This is a genomic window from Hominifimenecus sp. rT4P-3 (assembly GCF_051055405.1).
In the GTDB taxonomy this organism is placed as follows: domain Bacteria; phylum Bacillota; class Clostridia; order Lachnospirales; family Lachnospiraceae; genus Pseudolachnospira.
Genome location: NZ_CP167068.1, coordinates 1,105,337 through 1,123,701, shown reverse-complemented (window position 1 = coordinate 1,123,701; position 18,365 = coordinate 1,105,337). Strand labels below are relative to the sequence as shown.

18 protein-coding genes are annotated in these 18,365 nt (G+C 49.0%); 2 read left to right on the top strand and 16 right to left on the bottom strand.

The window, feature by feature from the left end; all coding sequences use genetic code 11:
- Position 1 precedes the first annotated feature (1 nt).
- The 7 genes from ACCC71_RS05315 to ACCC71_RS05285 all read right to left on the bottom strand — a co-directional run bounded on the left by ACCC71_RS05315 (position 2) and on the right by ACCC71_RS05285 (position 7,053).
- On the bottom strand, positions 2-646 hold the full coding sequence (locus tag ACCC71_RS05315) for an amino acid ABC transporter permease (protein WP_434311382.1): 645 nt from the start codon (positions 644-646) through the stop codon (positions 2-4).
- A 119-nt stretch (positions 647-765) separates the two neighbouring features.
- The gene (locus ACCC71_RS05310) at positions 766-1,662 is read right to left on the bottom strand and encodes an amino acid ABC transporter substrate-binding protein (protein WP_434311381.1); all 897 of its coding nucleotides are present in this window, start codon (positions 1,660-1,662) and stop codon (positions 766-768) included.
- A gap of 136 nt (positions 1,663-1,798) precedes the next feature.
- Entirely contained in the window at positions 1,799-2,440 is a 642-nt protein-coding gene (locus ACCC71_RS05305) for a lactate utilization protein (protein WP_434311380.1), read from the bottom strand.
- 54 nt (positions 2,441-2,494) lie between these two features.
- Positions 2,495-2,743: a cysteine-rich small domain-containing protein gene (locus ACCC71_RS05300; RefSeq protein ID WP_434311379.1), complete on the bottom strand. Its 249-nt coding sequence runs from the start codon at positions 2,741-2,743 to the stop codon at positions 2,495-2,497.
- Positions 2,744-2,811: 68 nt separating this feature from the next.
- The gene (gene recG, locus ACCC71_RS05295; protein WP_434311378.1) at positions 2,812-4,869 is read right to left on the bottom strand and encodes an ATP-dependent DNA helicase RecG; all 2,058 of its coding nucleotides are present in this window, start codon (positions 4,867-4,869) and stop codon (positions 2,812-2,814) included.
- A gap of 132 nt (positions 4,870-5,001) precedes the next feature.
- Entirely contained in the window at positions 5,002-6,672 is a 1,671-nt protein-coding gene (locus ACCC71_RS05290; RefSeq protein WP_434311377.1) for a DAK2 domain-containing protein, read from the bottom strand.
- A gap of 24 nt (positions 6,673-6,696) precedes the next feature.
- Positions 6,697-7,053: an Asp23/Gls24 family envelope stress response protein gene (locus tag ACCC71_RS05285; RefSeq protein ID WP_434311376.1), complete on the bottom strand. Its 357-nt coding sequence runs from the start codon at positions 7,051-7,053 to the stop codon at positions 6,697-6,699.
- 240 nt (positions 7,054-7,293) lie between these two features.
- On the opposite strand from ACCC71_RS05285, the gene rpmB reads away from it, so the two are divergent.
- Together rpmB and ACCC71_RS05275 are read left to right on the top strand one after the other, a co-directional pair.
- On the top strand, positions 7,294-7,479 hold the full coding sequence (gene rpmB, locus ACCC71_RS05280) for a 50S ribosomal protein L28 (RefSeq protein ID WP_434311375.1): 186 nt from the start codon (positions 7,294-7,296) through the stop codon (positions 7,477-7,479).
- Positions 7,480-7,718: 239 nt separating this feature from the next.
- The gene (locus tag ACCC71_RS05275) at positions 7,719-8,351 is read left to right on the top strand and encodes a hypothetical protein (RefSeq protein ID WP_434311374.1); all 633 of its coding nucleotides are present in this window, start codon (positions 7,719-7,721) and stop codon (positions 8,349-8,351) included.
- A gap of 274 nt (positions 8,352-8,625) precedes the next feature.
- Here the strand turns inward: ACCC71_RS05275 and ACCC71_RS05270 are convergent, their stop codons facing one another.
- From ACCC71_RS05270 to ACCC71_RS05230, 9 genes are all read right to left on the bottom strand, one after another.
- On the bottom strand, positions 8,626-9,726 hold the full coding sequence (locus ACCC71_RS05270; protein ID WP_434311373.1) for a TRAP transporter substrate-binding protein: 1,101 nt from the start codon (positions 9,724-9,726) through the stop codon (positions 8,626-8,628).
- Between the two features lie 52 nt (positions 9,727-9,778).
- Positions 9,779-11,080 carry a TRAP transporter large permease gene (locus ACCC71_RS05265; RefSeq protein WP_434311372.1) on the bottom strand — a complete coding sequence of 434 codons (1,302 nt, stop codon included), beginning with the start codon at positions 11,078-11,080 and terminating at the stop codon, positions 9,779-9,781.
- A complete protein-coding gene (locus ACCC71_RS05260; protein ID WP_434311371.1) occupies positions 11,081-11,584 on the bottom strand; it encodes a TRAP transporter small permease in 504 nt (167 codons plus the stop codon). It lies immediately after the preceding gene.
- A gap of 25 nt (positions 11,585-11,609) precedes the next feature.
- On the bottom strand, positions 11,610-12,839 hold the full coding sequence (locus ACCC71_RS05255; protein ID WP_434311370.1) for a uroporphyrinogen decarboxylase family protein: 1,230 nt from the start codon (positions 12,837-12,839) through the stop codon (positions 11,610-11,612).
- 12 nt (positions 12,840-12,851) lie between these two features.
- Positions 12,852-14,078, bottom strand: coding sequence for a uroporphyrinogen decarboxylase family protein (locus ACCC71_RS05250; RefSeq protein WP_434311369.1), 1,227 nt, complete (start codon positions 14,076-14,078; stop codon positions 12,852-12,854).
- A gap of 63 nt (positions 14,079-14,141) precedes the next feature.
- Positions 14,142-14,774, bottom strand: coding sequence for a corrinoid protein (locus ACCC71_RS05245; protein ID WP_434311368.1), 633 nt, complete (start codon positions 14,772-14,774; stop codon positions 14,142-14,144).
- A 333-nt stretch (positions 14,775-15,107) separates the two neighbouring features.
- Positions 15,108-16,289: a TRAP transporter substrate-binding protein gene (locus tag ACCC71_RS05240; protein WP_434311367.1), complete on the bottom strand. Its 1,182-nt coding sequence runs from the start codon at positions 16,287-16,289 to the stop codon at positions 15,108-15,110.
- 51 nt (positions 16,290-16,340) lie between these two features.
- A complete protein-coding gene (locus tag ACCC71_RS05235) occupies positions 16,341-17,330 on the bottom strand; it encodes an alpha/beta fold hydrolase (protein WP_434311366.1) in 990 nt (329 codons plus the stop codon).
- Between the two features lie 115 nt (positions 17,331-17,445).
- Positions 17,446-18,360 (bottom strand): LysR family transcriptional regulator, encoded by a 915-nt coding sequence (locus ACCC71_RS05230; protein ID WP_434311365.1) that lies wholly within the window; start codon positions 18,358-18,360, stop codon positions 17,446-17,448.
- Positions 18,361-18,365 lie beyond the last annotated feature (5 nt).

The window sequence follows — 18,365 nt, the reverse complement described above, 5'->3', positions numbered from 1 at the left end:
CCTAACGGTAATAGTTCATCTTCTTTTCCAGCCGTCCCATCAAAAAATCCACCAGGAAGTTGAAAATGAAGTAAAAAAGACCAGCCACAAAAAGCGCGGTAATGGACTTATTCGCCGCTGCAATTTCCTTGGCCGTCGTGAACATCTCCGCGTAGGCGATCGCAAACGCCAGGGAGGTATCCTTAACCAAAGTGATTACCTCGTTGGTGATAGAAGGAAGAATCCGTTTGATCACCTGAGGCAGTATGATCTTAAAAAAGGTCTGGTATTTACTGTATCCAAGCACCTTGGCCGCTTCATACTGGCCCACCGGCATGGACTGGATACCAGAGCGGTAAATCTCCGCAAAATAAGCGGCGTAATTCAGGACAAAACCGATGATCACAGCAAAGAACCGCCAGCTGGTGCTAAGCTTCATGCCAAATACATAAAAAGGCCCAAAATAAACCACAAAAAGCTGAAGCATCAAAGGCGTGCCTCGCATCACCGCTATGTATAATCTGGTAAAATTCCGCAATAAAGGATTTTTTGCCATGCGGCCAAAGGCCACGATCATTCCAAGCGGCAGGGAAAACAGAAGGGTCCAGAAAAATATCCCGCAGGTTTTAATCATCCCTTCTCCCAGTTGTGACAGCATCATCGCCATGTCCCATATCCTCCTTTGCACAAATAGGGCGCACCGAAGTGCGTCCTACGTCTGTGTCAGTTCTTCTCTTTTTGCCTTTCCTAGACAAGAGCATGCGTCCTTGTCACCGGAAGGTAACATCAGTCTTTCAGCATGTCCGTAACGTCATACTTCTCCGCCAGCTTCTGTACGGTACCGTCCGCCTTCAAAGCTTCCAGATCTTTCTGTATGATATCGCGCAGTTCGGTATTTCCCTTCAGGAAACCAACGGCATATTCTTCTTTCGTCAAGATCTCATCTAAGCAGCGGAACTTGCCCTCGTCGGCAGCCATGTGATTCTTCGCCACGCCGATATCCACAGCAATCGCGCTGATCGCGCCGGCTTCCAAATCCATAAAGGCTGTGTTGTAATCCGCATACTGCTGCATGGAATCAAAGGTCTTCGCCAGCTCTAAACCGCCTTCCGGATCTTCCAGAGCTTTCATAGCCGAAGAATCCTTCTGTACGCCGACAACCATTCCTGCCAGATCTGCCTGCGCTTTGATCTCAGAATCCGCCAAAACGACAAACACCTGGCTGTTATCGATGTAAGGCTCGCTCCAAGTGTAATCATCCTCACGGCCGTTCATGGTAAAGCCGTTCCAGATGCAATCGATCGTACCGGAGGAAAGTTCCATATCCTTCGCATCCCAGTTGATCGGGGTCTTTACTAACTCCCAGCCTTCCAGATCGCAGACAGCCTGCGCCATCTCCAGATCAAAGCCGGTGTACTCGCCGGTGGTCTGATCCTTGTAGCCGTACGGAGGGAACTCCGCGTCGAATCCTACCGTAAAGGTTTTCTTCTCGCCGGCAGCAGCCGTAGTAGCCGCTTCCGTGGTCTGCTCAGCAGCCGTGGTGGCTTCTGTTTCCGCAGCAGCCGTGGTAGCTTCTTCCTTCGTCGCAGCAGGCGTCGTAGCATCATTACTGCTGCCGCAGCCAGCCAACATGGATGCCGCCATCAGAGCGGCCATGCCCCAAGCAAAAACTTTTTTCATCATAATCGTATCCTCCCAAAAGTATCCTCTTTTTCGAAATCGTATGGGTTATGATTCCGTTCGTTAGCAGTCTATCACACTAGCGGAATAAAGTAAAGAGAAAATTTGTTCTTTTCAGTGAATAATTTCACACCAACACTTACAGCCCCAAATCTTCCCCTACTAAAATCACTTGGATTCTCCCCGCCGCTTTGCTGTAACGGGTCGTTAAGAACTGGCAGCAAATCGTGTCCGGTATCTTGCAATTGGCGCAGGCGCCTGTCTTTTTGCAAGGGGTATTGATCTCAAAACGCTGGGCGTTGCTGGTAGCGGCAATGCTGCGGGCGCGGGAAAGGGCGTCCGCCTCTGTCTTCACCACTTTATTGATGCCAACTACCATCAGTACGTGCTCCGGGCCGAAAGCAATGGCCGCTACTCGATTGGCATATCCATCAATATTTACCAGAATTCCATCCTCACTGACCGCATTGCTGCTGGCAAGGAAGTAATCGCAAAAAAATGCCTGGCGCATCGCTTTTTGCCGTTCTTCCGGCGTTGCCGCCGCATCCCGGTCATAAATCTCCATGGTTCCCTTGGCCTTCAAGGCCCCAATCAATCCAATCTCCTGGACAGACATGGAGCCGCCCCAACTGACGGAACTTCCATCCGGAATGATGGACAGCGCCTTCTCCAGCGCCTCCTCTTTCGTCTCCACATACCAAGCGTCCATGTTTCTCGCCTTGAGAGCATCCGCTACCTTTGCTCCCAACAGACGGTTTCTCACTTTCCGACATTCCTGCATCGTCATTTCCTCCTATTTATCATATATTTATCGTTTTTATATCCTAGCACCTATCTACTTTTGATTTTGCTTTCTAAGCCACTCGATGATTACATCATAACTTTCCGGCCGATGCGGAAAGGTACACGCAGTACAATCTTTGATTTTTTTCCCGTTCTTCTCAAAATACTGCGGCTTGCCCGGACACTTTTCCCGCAGATAAAAAGGGCAAAAACAGAACAGGCAGTTCATCTCTTCGATGCCTTTATGGCAAGGATAATATTCACATTCCCGATTGGCAAAAAAACGGCTGGAATTTTTCACACAAAAACCTCCTCGTATCCTATGGATAAGCCTCCTTCAAAGGCGGCAGACAGACACACTTTCCCCCGCTACAAATACAAGCGGTCAAAGCTTTCTTTTCGGTACCGGTCCAGTCGTTCAGAAAGAGGACGGTGCTCGGAAAAAGTAAGCTCTGGATCCTGCTCTAAAATCTCCTCGGCCGTGTCCGACGCCGCCTGAAGAATCCGGCTGTCCGTAAAGATATCTCCCAGGGCGAATTCCAGATTTCCACTCTGGCGTACGCCAAATACGTCTCCCGGCCCCCGCAGCTTCAAATCCTCCGAGGCAATTCGGAATCCATCGTTGGAGTCCCTCAAGATTTTCAGTCTGGCGTTGTTTTCCCCCTCGCCGGATCCGTCCACAAAAATGCAGTACGACTGATAGCTGCCCCGGCCGACGCGCCCCCTCAGCTGGTGCAGCTGGGCCAGGCCGAAGCGCTCGGCGTTCTCCACCATCATCACCGTGGCGTTTGGCACGTTCACTCCCACCTCCACAACCGTCGTGGAAACCAGCACTTGTATTTCCCCACGGAGGAACTGTTCCATCCGCTCATTCTTTTCTTTCGCCTTCATTTTTCCATGCAGATAGTCCACATGGATAGCCGGCGGCAAGGCAGCCCGCAGCTTTTCCGTATAGTCGATTACATTCTCTGCGTCCAGGCCTTCGCTTTCTTCCACCATCGGGCAGATCACATAGGCCTGGCGCCCATCCTCGATCTCTTTTTGCAAAAAACGGTAGGCTTTCGGGCGGTAAGACACATCCACCACACAATTTTTAATGGGAAGGCGGCTTTTGGGCAGTTCGTCCACCACCGAAATATCCAGATCTCCATAGAGAATAATCGCCAGCGTCCGAGGGATGGGCGTGGCGCTCATCACAAGAATATGGGGCGTCCCTCCTTTTTGGGAAAATGTCTCCCGCTGATGGACGCCAAAGCGGTGCTGTTCATCGGTAACCACCAACGCCAATTTGTCATAAACCACTTTTTCCTGGATCAGCGCATGGGTTCCAATCACCAAATCCACCTCATGATTTGCAATAGCCGCATAGGCCTTCCGCTTTTCCGCCGCCGTCATGGAGCCTGTCAGCAAAATCGGACGGCAGGGAATCTGGTATGTTTCATAAATCTCCGTAAAGCTCTCCATGTGCTGTCTGGCCAATACTTCGGTGGGAGCCATCAGCGCGCCCTGATAGCCGTTTTCCGCCGCGTCCGTAAGCGCCAGCAAAGCCAGAATCGTCTTTCCGGATCCGACGTCCCCTTGAATCAGTCGGTTCATCAACCGCTTTCCCCGCAGATCCTGACCAATCTCCCCCCACACCCTTTTTTGCGCGTTGGTCAGTTCGTAAGGGAGCCCCTTCACGATAGCCTCCGACCAACCATTTTTCTCAAAAGAAAACGGATTGGAAATCTCCTCTTTTTTTTCCTTTAGGCGCCGGATCGCCAGGATAAAAAGGAAAAACTCGTCAAAGACCAGACGCTCTCTGGCAAACAAAAGCTCCTGCCGGTCCGGTGGAAAATGAATGGTGCGGATCGCATAGTTCCACTCCGCCAGACCATAACGGCTGCGCACTTCCGAAGGCAGGTATTCTTTTTCCAAATCTGCCTCGTCCAAAATCTGCGCCACCGCTTTCCCGATCACTTTTCCGGAAAGGCCGGCTGCAGTCCCGTAGACTGGACGGAGCGTATGTTCCATCGTCTCATAATCTTCCGGCTTATAAATCTGTGGCTGCTCCAAAGTCAAGCCAAAGCGATTTCGCACCAGCCTTCCACGAAGAACCCGCTGTTCCCCTTTGCGAAGGGTGTTCTTTAAATAGGGTTGGTGAAACCAGACCGCTTTTACCCGTCCGCTTTCATCGCCGATGGTCACGGATAGCGTGGACAAGCGTCCGAACCGGTTGGCCTGAGGAGCTGTCAGGAAAACTCCTTTCACTGTAACGATCTTTCCCTCTTCGGCTTCCCCAATGGGCGCCGCCGGAGCAAAGGCATCATAGCGCGCCGGATAATGACGCAGCAAATCCCCAACTGTCTCGATTCCAAGACGCCCAAAGGCTTCCGCCGTCTTTGCTCCTACTCCTTTACACTTGCTTACGGAATCCGTTTCCCGCACGATCTCACCTCACACTCCAAAATCAAACCGGAGAACAACCGCCTGTTTCACGGCGTCCTTTCCATTTCAAAGCGAAAACCGGGAAACCTGTCGTCAGATTTCCCGGTTTCCTCTATCTCATTCCAACATTCTTTATTCTACCGACGCCACATAGTAATAAATCGGCTGCCCGCCATAGTGAACCTCCACATCGCAGTCCGGATATGCAGTCTCCACTGCCTCCTGCATCTGCGCCGCTCGTTCTTCACTGATGTCTGCGCCATAATAAATACTAATCAGTTCCGTGTCGTCGTCTATCATGGCGTCCAGCATTTCTCTGGCCACTTCGTCGACCTCGCTTCCGACTGCAAGAAGGGTCGAGTGATCGCCAATTCCCATGATATCTCCCTCATGAATCTCCTTGCCGTCCAGCGTCGTATTCCGCACGGCATAGGTCACTTGCCCAGTCTTTACCGTCTCCATCTCTTCCGTCATGGTGCTGGCATTTTCTTCGTCGGAACGGGCCGGAGAATAGTTGATAATCGCTGTAATTCCCTGAGGAACCGTTTTGGACGGGATGACCAATACTTTCTTATCCTCCACCAACTGAGCCGCCTGCTCCGCCGCTAAAATAATATTTTTATTATTCGGGAAGATAAAAATCGTATCCGCATTCACCTTGTCGATGGCCGTCAGCATATCGTCGGTGCTGGGATTCATGGTCTGGCCGCCCTCGATGATTTCGTCTACATTCAGGCCGCGGAAAATCTCGTTCAGTCCCTCTCCGATGGAAACGGCAATAAAACCAGCCGCTTTACGGGGCTGTTCCGCCTGAGCCGCCTTTTCTTCCTGGGCAATTCGGGAAGCTTCGCGGATCAGCTTCTCTTCGTGTTCCTCCCGCATATTGTCTACCTTCATGCGGGACAAGCTTCCATAAGACAATCCCTTCTCAAAGGCAAGCCCCGGATGATTGGTATGCACGTGAATCTTTACAATCTCGTCGTCGGAAACCAACACGATAGAATCGCCGATGGATTCCAGATAGGATTTCAGCTCACGCTCATCAGCCTCGCCGTACGCTTTCTCCAAATTGATGATAAACTCTGTGCAGTACCCAAACTTGATATCTCCCAAATCCTCACTGGACGCGGTTTCCCTGGGAGATCCGGCAGAGGAAACTTCCGTTTCCACCGGCATCACGATCTCCTTGCCGAGGAATCCCTCCATAGCGCCTTTTAGGACCTGCATCAGGCCCTGTCCACCGGAATCTACTACTCCCGCTTGTTTTAAAACAGGGAGCAGTTCCGGAGTATAAGCCAAAACTTTATCGCCGTAGGCAATCAGTTCCCGCAGATAATCCTCCATCTCCATCTCGGTATCCGCAAGCTCCATGGCCTTATCGGCAATTCCCTTGGCCACCGTCAGAATCGTCCCTTCCTTTGGCTTCATAACCGCTTTATAAGCCGTTTCGGTCGCTCTCTGAGCCGCACGGGCGATCGCCGCCTTATCCAGCGTTTCCACGGTACTGATTTCTTTTGAAAAGCCCCGGAACAGCTGCGACAAAATCACGCCGGAGTTTCCTCTGGCCCCGCGGAGAGAACCGGAAGAAATCGCCTTTGCCAGGCTCTCCATGGTCACGTCTGTCAGACGCTGTACTTCCTTTACCGCGGACAGAATGGTCAAAGTCATATTTGTCCCGGTATCTCCGTCCGGAACTGGAAAAACATTCAAATCATTGATCCAGTCTTTATTGACTTCCAGATTTTTTGCACCTGCCAAAAACATGCTGCAAAGCAGTTTGGCGTCGATTGTATTTATAGACACAACAGTCTCCTCCTCACAACGGGATCAGTCGATCACCCGTACTCCTTCTACATAAATATTCACCCGTTCCACCGAAACTCCGGTAAATTCCTCCACCTTATATTTTACAGTTTCGATTAGGTTATCGGATACAGCGGAGATGCTGACCCCATAAGAAACGATCACATGGAAATCAATGCAGATCCGGTTATCCTCGATGGTTACATTGATTCCGTTGGAAAGGCTCTCCTTCCGAAGAAGTTTGACCAGGCCATCTTTCACATTTATGGAAGCCATGCCCACAACGCCAAAGCACTCAACCGCAATCGTACCGGCATATTTGGCAATGACATCGGTATCAATGAGGATTTCGCCCATCGGATTGTTAATCCTGCATTTCATAGATATCCCTCCTAGGTTTTTGCTGACACAAAGGCAAAATCGCCCGCCCTTGTAAATTTAAATAAAAAGTTTCACTCTGCATAGTAAGAGTAATTATATTATACCTATTTTATGGTAAAAAGCAAACATAATTTTTTTCAAAATCTGCTTGCAATTTACGCGTTCTTCTGATATTATATTACATGTTCTGGGCCCGATGAATTCTATCCGGCCTATTGTGGATGGCAAGGAGGTGCGGTTATGGCAAAGTGTGCTGTTTGTGGTAAGAGTGCTCATTTCGGAAATGCAGTGAGCCATTCCCATAGACGTTCCAACAAGATGTGGAAAGCGAACGTAAAATCGGTAAAGGTAAAAGTTGGCGAGACCCGTAAGAAAATGTACGTTTGTACGTCCTGCCTAAAATCCGGTTTAGTAGAAAGAGCATAAGCATCGAAAAAATATTGCTTTTTCGATCACAAGCAAAATCGAGTAAAAGGAAATCTAAAAAAGGCTGCCGCCAATAACTGTTTTTCAGTTATAAGCGATGGCCTTATTTTAGCTTCTGAGACAAGAAACCATAAAATAATACCAAAAATCACCTTCAATTTCTAGCGTTTTCCTTCTGGCTTTGCTAAACTAGTCTTATTCTATCGATTTCAGGCGTCACTGCAGGCAAGGAGGCTTTCATGCTCTATTATTTCACCCCGGAAATGGTTTTCCATAAAGAACAAGTTTACCACCGGCTGCAAATTCGGGAAAATACACGCGCTTTTTCCTATGTGGAAAGTATCTTTGATGAAATTCAAGCTCTTGCGCTGAAATCCATGGATCTTTTGTTGTGTTATCGCGTCTTTGATTCGGCGCCTCCGCTTCCCTCTTCGCTGATAAAGCCGTGGAAAAGATGGGTGGTCTGCCTGGTATCCTGTTCTGATCGGATCTTCCAGGCCATTCAAGAAAAAATGGATACCGGTGAATACTTGGAAGGGTATTTGCTCAACGACATTTCTAACGACGTTATCTTTAACGCTTCCCTTCAGCTAAATCAGCACATTCAGTGCCAGATGGAAAAAGAAGGTTTTCGGCTTAGCCGCCGTTTTTCGCCGGGTGAACCACCCGTAGAACTGGAGACACAGAAAAAACTGTTGGAACTATTACTGGAAGAAGACGCTCTCCCAGTCACCCTAAATTCTCACTATATGCTGCAACCGGAAAAATCCATGCTCTATCTGTTTGGCGCGGGTCCCGGCGCAGCTGCGGAACAGGATGAAAATCGCTGCGCTTCCTGTTCGATGCAAAGTTGTCCCTATGCAACCCTCTAATAAAATAATTTATTGTATTTTGTCTGTGTACCTTCAATTGGCAAAGGCGCACACGGTCAGGACAAAGTGTGCCCTTGCCAATGAAAGAAGCAATATAGTAAATATATTGCTTTTTTTACTTGCTTATAAATGATCTGCTCTCTCCCTCTCTTTCAAAAAATTCTAACGGAATTTCTTATTGAATAATAAAGGAGCTGTCGCTCCAGTAGATTTTATCCACCTTTTGCAACAACCCCTATTATTCCGATTTTACATTCTAACGAATCTCAATCGCTTAACGGCCCAAGAAAGCGTTAACCAGCTCTTCTCCTACCTGCTCCGCAACCTGATCGTAAACCGGCTGTACTTTCTCTACGCAGGCCTTATACAGCTCATCCGATACCGGAACGATCTCCGTACCGGAAGCTTTGATCTCTTCCAGTTTCTCGCCTTCCTGCTTATCCGCCATCTCACGGCCATAAGCTTTGGCAACTTCGAATGCCTCGGCAATTACCTGTTTCTCTGCGTCATTCAGCTCATTGTACTCTTCCAGGTTCATGATCATTACGATCGGATGTGCCAGGTGGTTGGTCTGAATGATATAATCCTGTACTTCCTGAATCTTAGAGGAAGCAATCGTTGCATAAGGATTTTCCTGAGCATCGATTACCTTCTGCTGTAAGCAGGTGTAAACCTCAGAGAATGCCATCGGAGTCGGAGATGCGCCCAGGGCCTCCCACAGAGCCATGTGGTTCTTATTTTCCATGGTACGAATCTTGATTCCCGCAAAGTCTTCGATCTTCTCTACTTTCTTGTTGGAGGACATAACGCGGAACGTCTGATCTGCAAAGCCTAAAAGCTGATAGCCGCCCTCTTCATAGATCGGACGCAGCTGGGACATCAGCGCTTCACTGTCGATGGCCGTACGGAAATCCTGAATGTTCTGGAAAGCGAACGGCAGGTCAAATACAGCCAATTTCGGCATCAAATTTACTTCCGGAGCCGGATTCTGCACCACAAAGTTTACGTTACGGGTGCCAAGGCTTTCCAGCAGAGCCACATCGTCTCCCAACGTGCTGTCCGGATATACATCGATGGTGATCTTACCGCCGGTGCGCGCATCCAGTTCCTGAGCCATCTTGTCGATGTAGTAGAATGCAACCGCATCCTTCGGGCTGGCAACGCCGCATACCCAATGATGTTCTCCGATCTCACCGCTTACCTCTGCTCCAGCAGCCGTCGTATCTGCTGCAGGCGCCTTCGTTTCCTCCGCCTGAGTAGCTGCTTCGGTTTGCTTTGGCGTCTCAGCGGCCGTTGTGTCTTTCTCTCCGCTGCCGCAAGCAGACAGGCTAACGATCATAGCAGCCGCCAATACAACGCTCCATACCTTCTTCATATACTTTTCTCCCTTCTAAAAATAGAATTTTTATGTAATCCTTGCTTCTAAATTACGCCCGTCCAATCAGCAGCAGGCTGATCTGCGGGAAGATAACCAGAAGCACGAGGGCTACCGCAAATAGTACCAGGAAACCAATTGCATTTTTCGCGATTGTAACAACAGGAACACCGGATAGTCGGCTTCCCACATAGAGATTGACGCCAACCGGCGGCGTCACAAAACCGATCGCCAGGTTTACTACCATAATGATACCAAAGTGAATCAGGTCTACTCCCAGTTCCGTCATCATCGGAGCAAAAATCGGGGCCAAGATCAGTACGGCCGGACCCAGATCGATCAACATACCAACTACCAGCAGGAACAGGTTTACTACCAGCAAAATGGCCGCCTTGTTTCCGCCGAATGTGGTCAGGATCGTCTCGCTGACCGTCTGAGGCACACGAAGCAAGGTCAACACGCGGGCAAATCCATTGGCCGCCGCAATCAGGAACAGCATCGGCGCGTACGTATTGATGGCTTCCACAAAAATGTTCATCAGTTCCGAAACCCTTAACGTCCGATATACAAAAAGGCTGATGATCAAAGCATAGATAACCGACAATACGGCTGCCTCTGTCGGAGAAGCAATTCCGGAATAGATGCTGCCCAGGATAATCACAGGAGTGAACAATGCCCAGATGCTGTCTTTCAGCACGCTCAAAAAGCCCTTTTGCCGCAGACCGCCCACCACCGAGCCGATCTTCTCTTTATCCTCACCATGCCGCTTGCAGTAATAGAGAGCATATCCCATCAGGCAGAACGCGATTAAGAAACCAGGCAGGATACCTGCGATAAATAGATCGCCCACCGACTCGCCGGTAGCCATGCAGTACAGCACGAACGGGATGGAAGGCGGGATGATAACGCCCAGGCCGCCGGCTACCACTACCAATGCAGTGGAAAAGGGCTTCTCATATCCCAGCTCAATCAGTACCGGAATTGTCATACTTCCTACCGCAGCCACGGTAGCGGGTGCGGAACCGGAAATTGCTCCATAGAACAGGCAAGTCACGATAACGCAGCATGGCATACCGGCTGGAACCTTTCCTAAAAAGTAGCAGAAAAAGTTAAACAGTTTCCGGGAAACGCCGCCGCGGGACATGATGATGCCCGACAGGATAAACATGACGATTGCCAACAGCGGGAAGCTATTGATGCCACCCAACATCTCTCGTACAAGAAAGATTCCGTTGGCGGAAAATTTCGGGTCTAGGATAGAAGGGAACACGGAAGTAATTCCCAACGCGCCAAAAATCGGGACGGACAGGGCCAGTAAAACGAAAAATACAATCAATACCAATCCAGCAGACATTTACTTCCCCTCCTCTTCTTTCCCCGTGCCTTTTACTAAGGCCAGGACGTCTTTCACAAAGTTCTGAACCAGTCGTATCATTGCCAGGATAAAGCCCAAGAACGGAGATACATACACCAACGCAATGGGAGCCTGAAGAGCCGGCATGGTCTGATTCGCGGAAGCCGCACGCTCAAAAAACTCGTAGGCATAAGGCGTCATATGAATGAAATATGCCAGTAAGAGGATATACACCACCAGATTCATAATCAGCTGCCCTTTTTTCGGCAAAAAGTTCACCACCTGATCGATCCGGATCGCGATGTTCGTCTTCAGGCAATAGCTGATACTGATAAATCCCGACCACACGAACATGTAGCGTGCCAGCTCCTCCGACCAGCTTAAAGGCGTGTTCAACACGAACCGGAAGATAATCTGCAAGGTCAATGCAATGACCATGACGATCAAAAATACCAAAAGCAAGCATTTTTCCAGATTATCATCCAACCAACGCAATACTTTCATACCTTCTCCTCCTCTCGTTTGGTTATCAAATCTCTCCGGCTTCTAATTTTTCCCGGTATTTCTTTGCCTGATCAAAAATAGCGACGATCTTCTCCGGAGGCACATCCGCCTGGAAATTATGTACCTGGGAGAACACGTAATTTCCGCCTTTGGAGAACGTCTCCATCAGATATCTGGCATGTTCCTTTACCTCCTCAATGGTGGTCAGGTTCGCCAGATTCTGAGTATCGGTTCCGCCGCCCCAGAAAATCACGTCTTTTCCATAGGTTTCTTTCAGACGCTCCGGATCCATTCCCTTCGCGCTGATCTGTACCGGGTTTAAGAGATCTACGCCCGCGTCGATCAACTCCGGAATCACATCGAAGATCGCACCGCAGCAATGGAACAAGATCTTAATGTGCGGGTAGTGCTCATGGATATAGCCCCACATCTGTTTCTCATAAGGCTTAATCATTTCCTTATACATAGGAATCGAAATCTGCAAGGTCTGCTGCGTACCGATATCATCGCAGAACCAGATCACATCCAGCTTATCGCCCGCCTTGCTCAAAATCCCTTCCAGATTGTGCAGATAAGCGTCCGTTATCATCTGGAAATATGCATGCATCAGTTCTTTTTCCGTTGCAAGGTTACAATAAAATTGTTCAAAATTAAAATCTCTCTGAGCCTGCTCAATCAGCTGGCCGGCAAAAAGCAGTACCACCGCTTTATCGGTATTTTCGTAGAGATCTTCGATCTGTTTTGCCGTGTACTCGATATCTTCGTCGCTCATGCGGACAGCCGGATGTACCAGACGCAGATCCGAGATTTCTTCCGCCTCTTCCAAGGGATGGTTAATAATATCAAAATACAATCCGCCCTTCGGCATACGGGCATAACGCTCTCCGTCCATCTCCACATACTGGCTGCCGTCCTCGGTCAAAATCGGATGGAATTCCGCCGGATAATAGCAGGGAGTGCCGTCGTGAAGCGTTCCCGGACGCCATTCCTTTTGATCCAGATTAAACCGATAGCGTGGTCTCTGCGCATGGACGAAATCTCCGCCCAAGCGATCGATCACTTCCACATCCATCAGCGGAATGAACTGAAACAAATCGTAGATCTTAATCGGTTTGTCTTCCATTCCCAGATATTTCAGCAGGTTTGCATAGGCGTAAGCGCTCATATTATCATTGGCCATTCCGCCGATGCTGATGGCAAAGCTGTTTTTCAGCTCGCCACGGAACATTTTTTGTACTCGTTCTCTTGATGTCATAAGGAATCTCCTTTATTTGATACCTGTCACCTTTTCCCGATACTTCCTAGCGGTCTCATAAACTTTTACGATCCACTCTGGAGGTACATCCGCTTGGAAATTGTGAATTTGGGTAAAAATGTAATTACCACTTCTGCCAAAAACTTCTACCAATTCCTGGACATGACGCTCTAACGCTTCCACGGAACCGATTTCAGGAAACTGCTGGGTGCTGGCGCCGCCGCCCCAGAACATGATGTTCTTTCCATATTCCTTCACCAGGCGCGCTGGATCCATTCCCTTCGCGCTGATCTGCACGGGATTCAATAGATCCACGCCGATCTCGATCAAATCCGGGATAATATCAAAAATCGCACCGCAGCTGTGAAGCAAGACCTTAATATGCGGATAATTTTTGTGGACATAATCAAACATCTGCTTGGCATAGGGTTTGATCATCTCCCGGTACATAGGGACAGAAATCTGCAATGTCTGCTGAGTTCCCAGGTCGTCTGCAAAATGGACGACGTCGATCTTATCGCCGGCCCGGCTCAAAATCTTCTCCAGATTTTCAATATAAATGTCGACCAGGCTCTGGAAATAGGCATGCATCAACTCTTTTTCCGTCGCAAGATTACAGTAAAATTCTTCAAAATTGAAATCTCTCTGTCCCTGCTCCACCAACCAGGCTCCATAGATCAAAACAACCGATTTATCCGTATTGGCGTAAGCTTTCTCAATTTCTTTCACCGTATAATCGACTTCCTCTTCATCCATCGGGACAGCCGGCGGTGTAAGGAAAAGATCATCGATTTCGTCCACGCCCTCCAAAGGATGGCGGATAATATCAAAATACAATCCGTCCTTCGGCATACGGGCATAGGGCTTTCCGCCCATATAGATTACCTTGCTGCCGTCTTCTCTGATTTCCGGATTAAATTCATAGGGATACCAACATGGCGTCCCATCGTTTAATGTTCCCTGCTTCCACTCTTTGCAGCTGATATCAAAGCGATACCGCATCCGATTTACCGGAATAAAATCGCCGCCCAAAGCATTGATCACATCCACATCCAGCTCCGCCAGGAATTGAAACAGGTCGTAAACCCGGATCGGCTTATCTTCCATCTTTAGATAAGCCAATAAATTTTTATAGGCATAAGCGCTCATACCGTCGCTGGGCATCCCGCCTACGCTGATAGCAAAATCATTTCCACCTTCGCCGCGAAAAATCCTCCGCACCCGTTCTCTTGAAGTCATTCCTTGCTTTACCTCCTAAGTGAAAGGCAACTGCTCCGTGCTCCCAGGACTTTCTTAATAAAATTAACCGACCGCTTCTGTGGCAGCCTTCGCTGCGGAAGCCGCGTCCTCCGTGTAAATATCCGCGCCAATCTCATCGGCAAATTTCTGCGTAACCGGCGCGCCGCCAACCATAACTTTAAATCGGCCGCGGCATTCCATCTCATTCAGCGCCGCTACGCTCTCCTGCAACGCAGGTAAAGTAGTCGTCAAAAGGGCAGACAGGCCGACAATATCCACATCCGGCGCAGATGCCGCCGCCACGAAATCTGCTGTCGGCACGTCAACACCCAAATCAATCACTTCAAAGCCGGCGCTCTCGATCATCAGAATAACCAGGTTCTTACCGATATCGTGCAAGTCCCCATGTACGGTTCCCATGACCATTTTACCACGCATCACGTTGTTTTCACCAGCCAAATGCGGTTTCAGAACTTCTACTCCCGCTTTCATGGCCCGCGCCGCTACCAACATCTCCGGAACAAAGATCTCATTCAGGCGGAATTTTTCTCCCACCTCGTTCATCGCCTGGATCATACCTTCCTGTAAAATCACCTCAGGCGCGATTCCCTCGTCCAATGCTTCCTGTACCAGTCCAGGCACTTGTTTCTTCTTCCCCGCTGAAACAGCAGCCGAAATTTCCTGTAGCTTCGACATACTCTTCTTCCTCCTTACCTTTTCCTGCATCCAATGCTATTTTTCCTTGCACAAAACGCCTTGGTGCCAAACATTGCACATAAAACTGCTTTAAAATTTGATATTTACTTTTTATCTGTTTTTATATTTTTATTATAAGGCGGGTTTCAATTACTTCTAGGAAAATTTTATTTTTTTTGGTAATATCCGTTTTTCCCGCATTTTCTTTTCCCTCTATTTTCTACTCAAAAAGCGCCGGTCTGATATTTCCTCCAAAGAAATACCAAACCGGCGCTTTTTATACTATTCTGTTTTTATTTTTTTCAAACAGACAGGAATTGTCAAAAAAACTCCTTATCTTCCTGCGCAAGCCAGATATTTGTCTACCACTTCCTGACCGATATCCTGGGCTACCATATCCCATACCGGCTCCCCGGCTGCAACAATCGCGGCCTGGATTTCTTCGGTTACCGGCAGTACCTTCATGCCGTCACCGATGGCGTCAAAAGCTTCCTGATCTGCGGCAGGCTGTCCGTCAATCTCGCCATTGTAGAACTGAACGGCAAACTGCTTTAAAGCGTCCTGATAGGCAGGATCCAGGCTATCATAGGTGGTCTTGTTCATCACCAGATTGGAGGCATAGCTGATGGCGTTCAACTCCATATATACGGACTGTACCTCATAGAATTTTGCCGCATAGATAACGGAAATCGGGTTATCCTGGGCATCCACCAATCCCTGGGAAAGGGACATATAAAGCTCCGAATAGGCCAGCGGCGTCGGGCTCATACCCAGATTGGAATAGAATGCCTGATAGTATTTATTTTCTGCGCAGCGGACCGAAATTCCCTTGAAGTCGTCCGGAGTGTTTACTTCCTTGCTGCTGGAAAAAGCGCGGAACATCGGGCAAGTCAGATCCAAGGCGACCAGATCGTAAGGGGCGCAGATCTCATTCCAAGTATCCAGGAACGCACGGCAGGCTTCATTGGCTTCCTCCACGCTGGTAAAAAGACCAGGCATATCAAAGATGGCGGATTCCGGAATATAGTTTGCCAGAGAGGACGTGGACTCAAAAACAATGTCAATGTCTCCGGCCTCACAGCTTTCAGTCAGCTCATTGTCATTTCCAAGGGTTCCATCCCAGACAATGTCAAAGCTCAGTTTTCCGCCGGTCTGCTCTTTTATCGCATCCGCCAGACGGGTCATCACCGTATAGCCAAAGTTTGCCGACGCCGCAGAGCTGGCAACGGTCAGGGTAACTGGCTCCAAGTCGGCAAAATCCTCTGGATTCAGCGATAGAGCTGCCACTGCTTTGTCGCAGGCCTCGTCGATGCTCATTTTGTCTCCGCTTTGTCCGCTGGCCGCTGTGGTAGCTGCCTCCGTGGCAGGCGCCGCCGTCGTTTCTTCCGCCGCGGTAGTCTCCGCCTGGGCTGCCGTCGTAGCGGGCGCAGCCGTGGTTGCCTGTGAGTCGCCGCCGCAGGCCGTCAGCATTGCCGTCATGCAAAGTGCCATCACCAGTGCAATTCTCTTTTTCATGTTTTCAATCTCCTTTTTTTATTTGAAAGCATACCCTTTTGGGGTATGTTCTCATTTTCTCATCGTTCCTTCATATGGATCGATCCGGTCGCAAACGCTGGCCACCATTCGAAGCTTCGGAAGCGCCGTTCGGGGATACGTGCATGGTTGATCCGCAAAGTAGATGCTGTCCAAAAACCTTACGCAGCGCAGGATATTGGAATCATCCTTGATCTGCGGGTCGCCGTGCCCAGCCGTGGGAAAATACTCCAAAGCCGCTCGTTCCGGTCCGCAGATATCGCAGATCCGATCGTAAAACTCCTGGGACTGAAGGTATGGTACCAGCACATCCGTCTTTCCATGCTGAAGTAACGTAGGCGGGTAGTCCTTCGTCACATAGCTCACCGGAGAGGCGGCTTTGGCCTTTTCCTCACTGGCGTCCGCGCCCAGCATCAGCCAGGCGGAATTATCGGACGAATTCGCAGTTCCCGGAAATACTTGCTTCATCTGCGTCTGGTAACTCAAGATATCATATAAGCCATACCAAGCCAGCACGCCGTCCACATGGCTGGAAAACTGCTCATTTCCCATGGACAAATCCTCTAATGCGGGGAAATCACCGTTCGCCCCGGCCAATGCCGCCAGATGCGCACCGGCAGAATTGCCCCATACCACCAACTTATCGGTATTGATCTGAAGCTCTTTTGCATGAGCTCGAAGGTAACGAATCGCTGCCTTTACATCATGAATCTGAAAAGGAAAGTACACGTCGGGCACTAAGCGATAATCTACCGTAGCCACCGCATAACCCTGGGATACGATTTTAAAAATAGAAGAAATGCACTCTTCTCTTCTTCCTCCAAAGTACCAGCCGCCGCCATGGACAAAGATGACTACTGGCCACACGCCGTCCTTCTCCGGAAGAAACACATCAAGAACCTGGTCTTTGCTGTCTTTGGCATAATGAATATCCGTAAAGCTCTTGGCAAATTGGGCCGGGTCCACTGCTTTCTGCTCTTCCTGGAGAACTTTGCGCTCCTGTAAAAGCTGCGCGTTATCCATCAAAAGCCCCTCCTTTTTTATCTGTCAATTTCTGCCCCTATTGTATGCTCGGATATTCATAATGTCTAATATATAATTTCATATTAGTCCATAACTATTTTTATATGCTCTTTCTTTATTCTTCCAAGTGATACTCTTCCCGAAGCTTCCGCACCTCCTTTGGAATAAAGTCCAACAAAAACTCTCGAAATAAAACAGACGCTTTGGAGACATAGCCGCTGGTCTTCCAGCGAATGTTGATGCACCGCCGGCACTCCGGTTCCCGTATGGGAACCAAAGCAAAGCCATTTTCCCTCATCATATAATACCAGCTGATCTCCGGAACAAAAGCAGCTCCCATACCATTTCTCAAAATATAATGGACATTATTGGTATTCGTGATGGTGATAAAACGTTTCGGATAAAAGCCGTTGAGCCTGCACTGCATAATCATGATGTCATTCAAGGTTGACTGAAACGGTAGAGTAAAAAGAAAATTTTCTTCCTTTACCTCCCGGAGGATCACCGAATCCCGTTTCGCCAAAGGGTTGTTAAAGGGTACTCCCAGATGAATCCTTTCATTCAAAACCGTGCGGCAGTCCGGTTCCTCTACCGGCAAAGCCGTAGAAAATATCGCGATGTCATGCTGAATCGGCAGATTGCCCGTGGGCGCCAGATAAGGAGTAAACTCAAATCGTACGCTGGGATATCTCTTATTAAACTCAATGGTGGCCAAAGAAATGATGTCGAAATTTAGATTCTGAGAGATAATGATCGTAGCCGCTTCCGTCTGGTTATACTCATCCAGCTCTCGTCTCACGTTTTCCGAGGCTGCAACCATCTCCCTGGCATAGTCCAAAAAAATCTGCCCTGCTGTATTCAACCGAATTTTATTTCCCGTCCGGTCAAAAAGAGGCGTCCCCAGATCCTCCTCCAACATCTTAATCGTTTTGCTGAGGGCCGGCTGAGCCACATGGAGTTCATTCGCCGCCTGAGTCATATGCTGCAGTTCTGCCACTTTTAGAAAATACCGTATTTGATGTAGTTCCATGCTTC

Excerpts from the sequence above, each read along its gene's own strand:
- ACCC71_RS05230 (WP_434311365.1), bottom strand. The coding sequence starts at position 18,360 with ATGGAACTACATCAAATACGGTATTTTCTAAAAGTGGCAGAACTGCAG.
- ACCC71_RS05285 (WP_434311376.1), bottom strand. The coding sequence starts at position 7,053 with ATGAAATGCAGGATTAACAATCCGATGGGCGAAATCCTCATTGATACC.
- ACCC71_RS05310 (WP_434311381.1), bottom strand. The coding sequence starts at position 1,662 with ATGATGAAAAAAGTTTTTGCTTGGGGCATGGCCGCTCTGATGGCGGCA.
- rpmB (WP_434311375.1), top strand. The coding sequence starts at position 7,294 with ATGGCAAAGTGTGCTGTTTGTGGTAAGAGTGCTCATTTCGGAAATGCA.
- ACCC71_RS05305 (WP_434311380.1), bottom strand. The coding sequence starts at position 2,440 with ATGCAGGAATGTCGGAAAGTGAGAAACCGTCTGTTGGGAGCAAAGGTA.
- ACCC71_RS05240 (WP_434311367.1), bottom strand. The coding sequence starts at position 16,289 with ATGAAAAAGAGAATTGCACTGGTGATGGCACTTTGCATGACGGCAATG.
- ACCC71_RS05250 (WP_434311369.1), bottom strand. The coding sequence starts at position 14,078 with ATGACTTCAAGAGAACGGGTGCGGAGGATTTTTCGCGGCGAAGGTGGA.
- ACCC71_RS05270 (WP_434311373.1), bottom strand. The coding sequence starts at position 9,726 with ATGAAGAAGGTATGGAGCGTTGTATTGGCGGCTGCTATGATCGTTAGC.
- ACCC71_RS05315 (WP_434311382.1), bottom strand. The coding sequence starts at position 646 with ATGGCGATGATGCTGTCACAACTGGGAGAAGGGATGATTAAAACCTGC.
- ACCC71_RS05255 (WP_434311370.1), bottom strand. The coding sequence starts at position 12,839 with ATGACATCAAGAGAACGAGTACAAAAAATGTTCCGTGGCGAGCTGAAA.
- ACCC71_RS05260 (WP_434311371.1), bottom strand. The coding sequence starts at position 11,584 with ATGAAAGTATTGCGTTGGTTGGATGATAATCTGGAAAAATGCTTGCTT.
- ACCC71_RS05235 (WP_434311366.1), bottom strand. The coding sequence starts at position 17,330 with ATGGATAACGCGCAGCTTTTACAGGAGCGCAAAGTTCTCCAGGAAGAG.
- ACCC71_RS05275 (WP_434311374.1), top strand. The coding sequence starts at position 7,719 with ATGCTCTATTATTTCACCCCGGAAATGGTTTTCCATAAAGAACAAGTT.
- ACCC71_RS05265 (WP_434311372.1), bottom strand. The coding sequence starts at position 11,080 with ATGTCTGCTGGATTGGTATTGATTGTATTTTTCGTTTTACTGGCCCTG.
- ACCC71_RS05245 (WP_434311368.1), bottom strand. The coding sequence starts at position 14,774 with ATGTCGAAGCTACAGGAAATTTCGGCTGCTGTTTCAGCGGGGAAGAAG.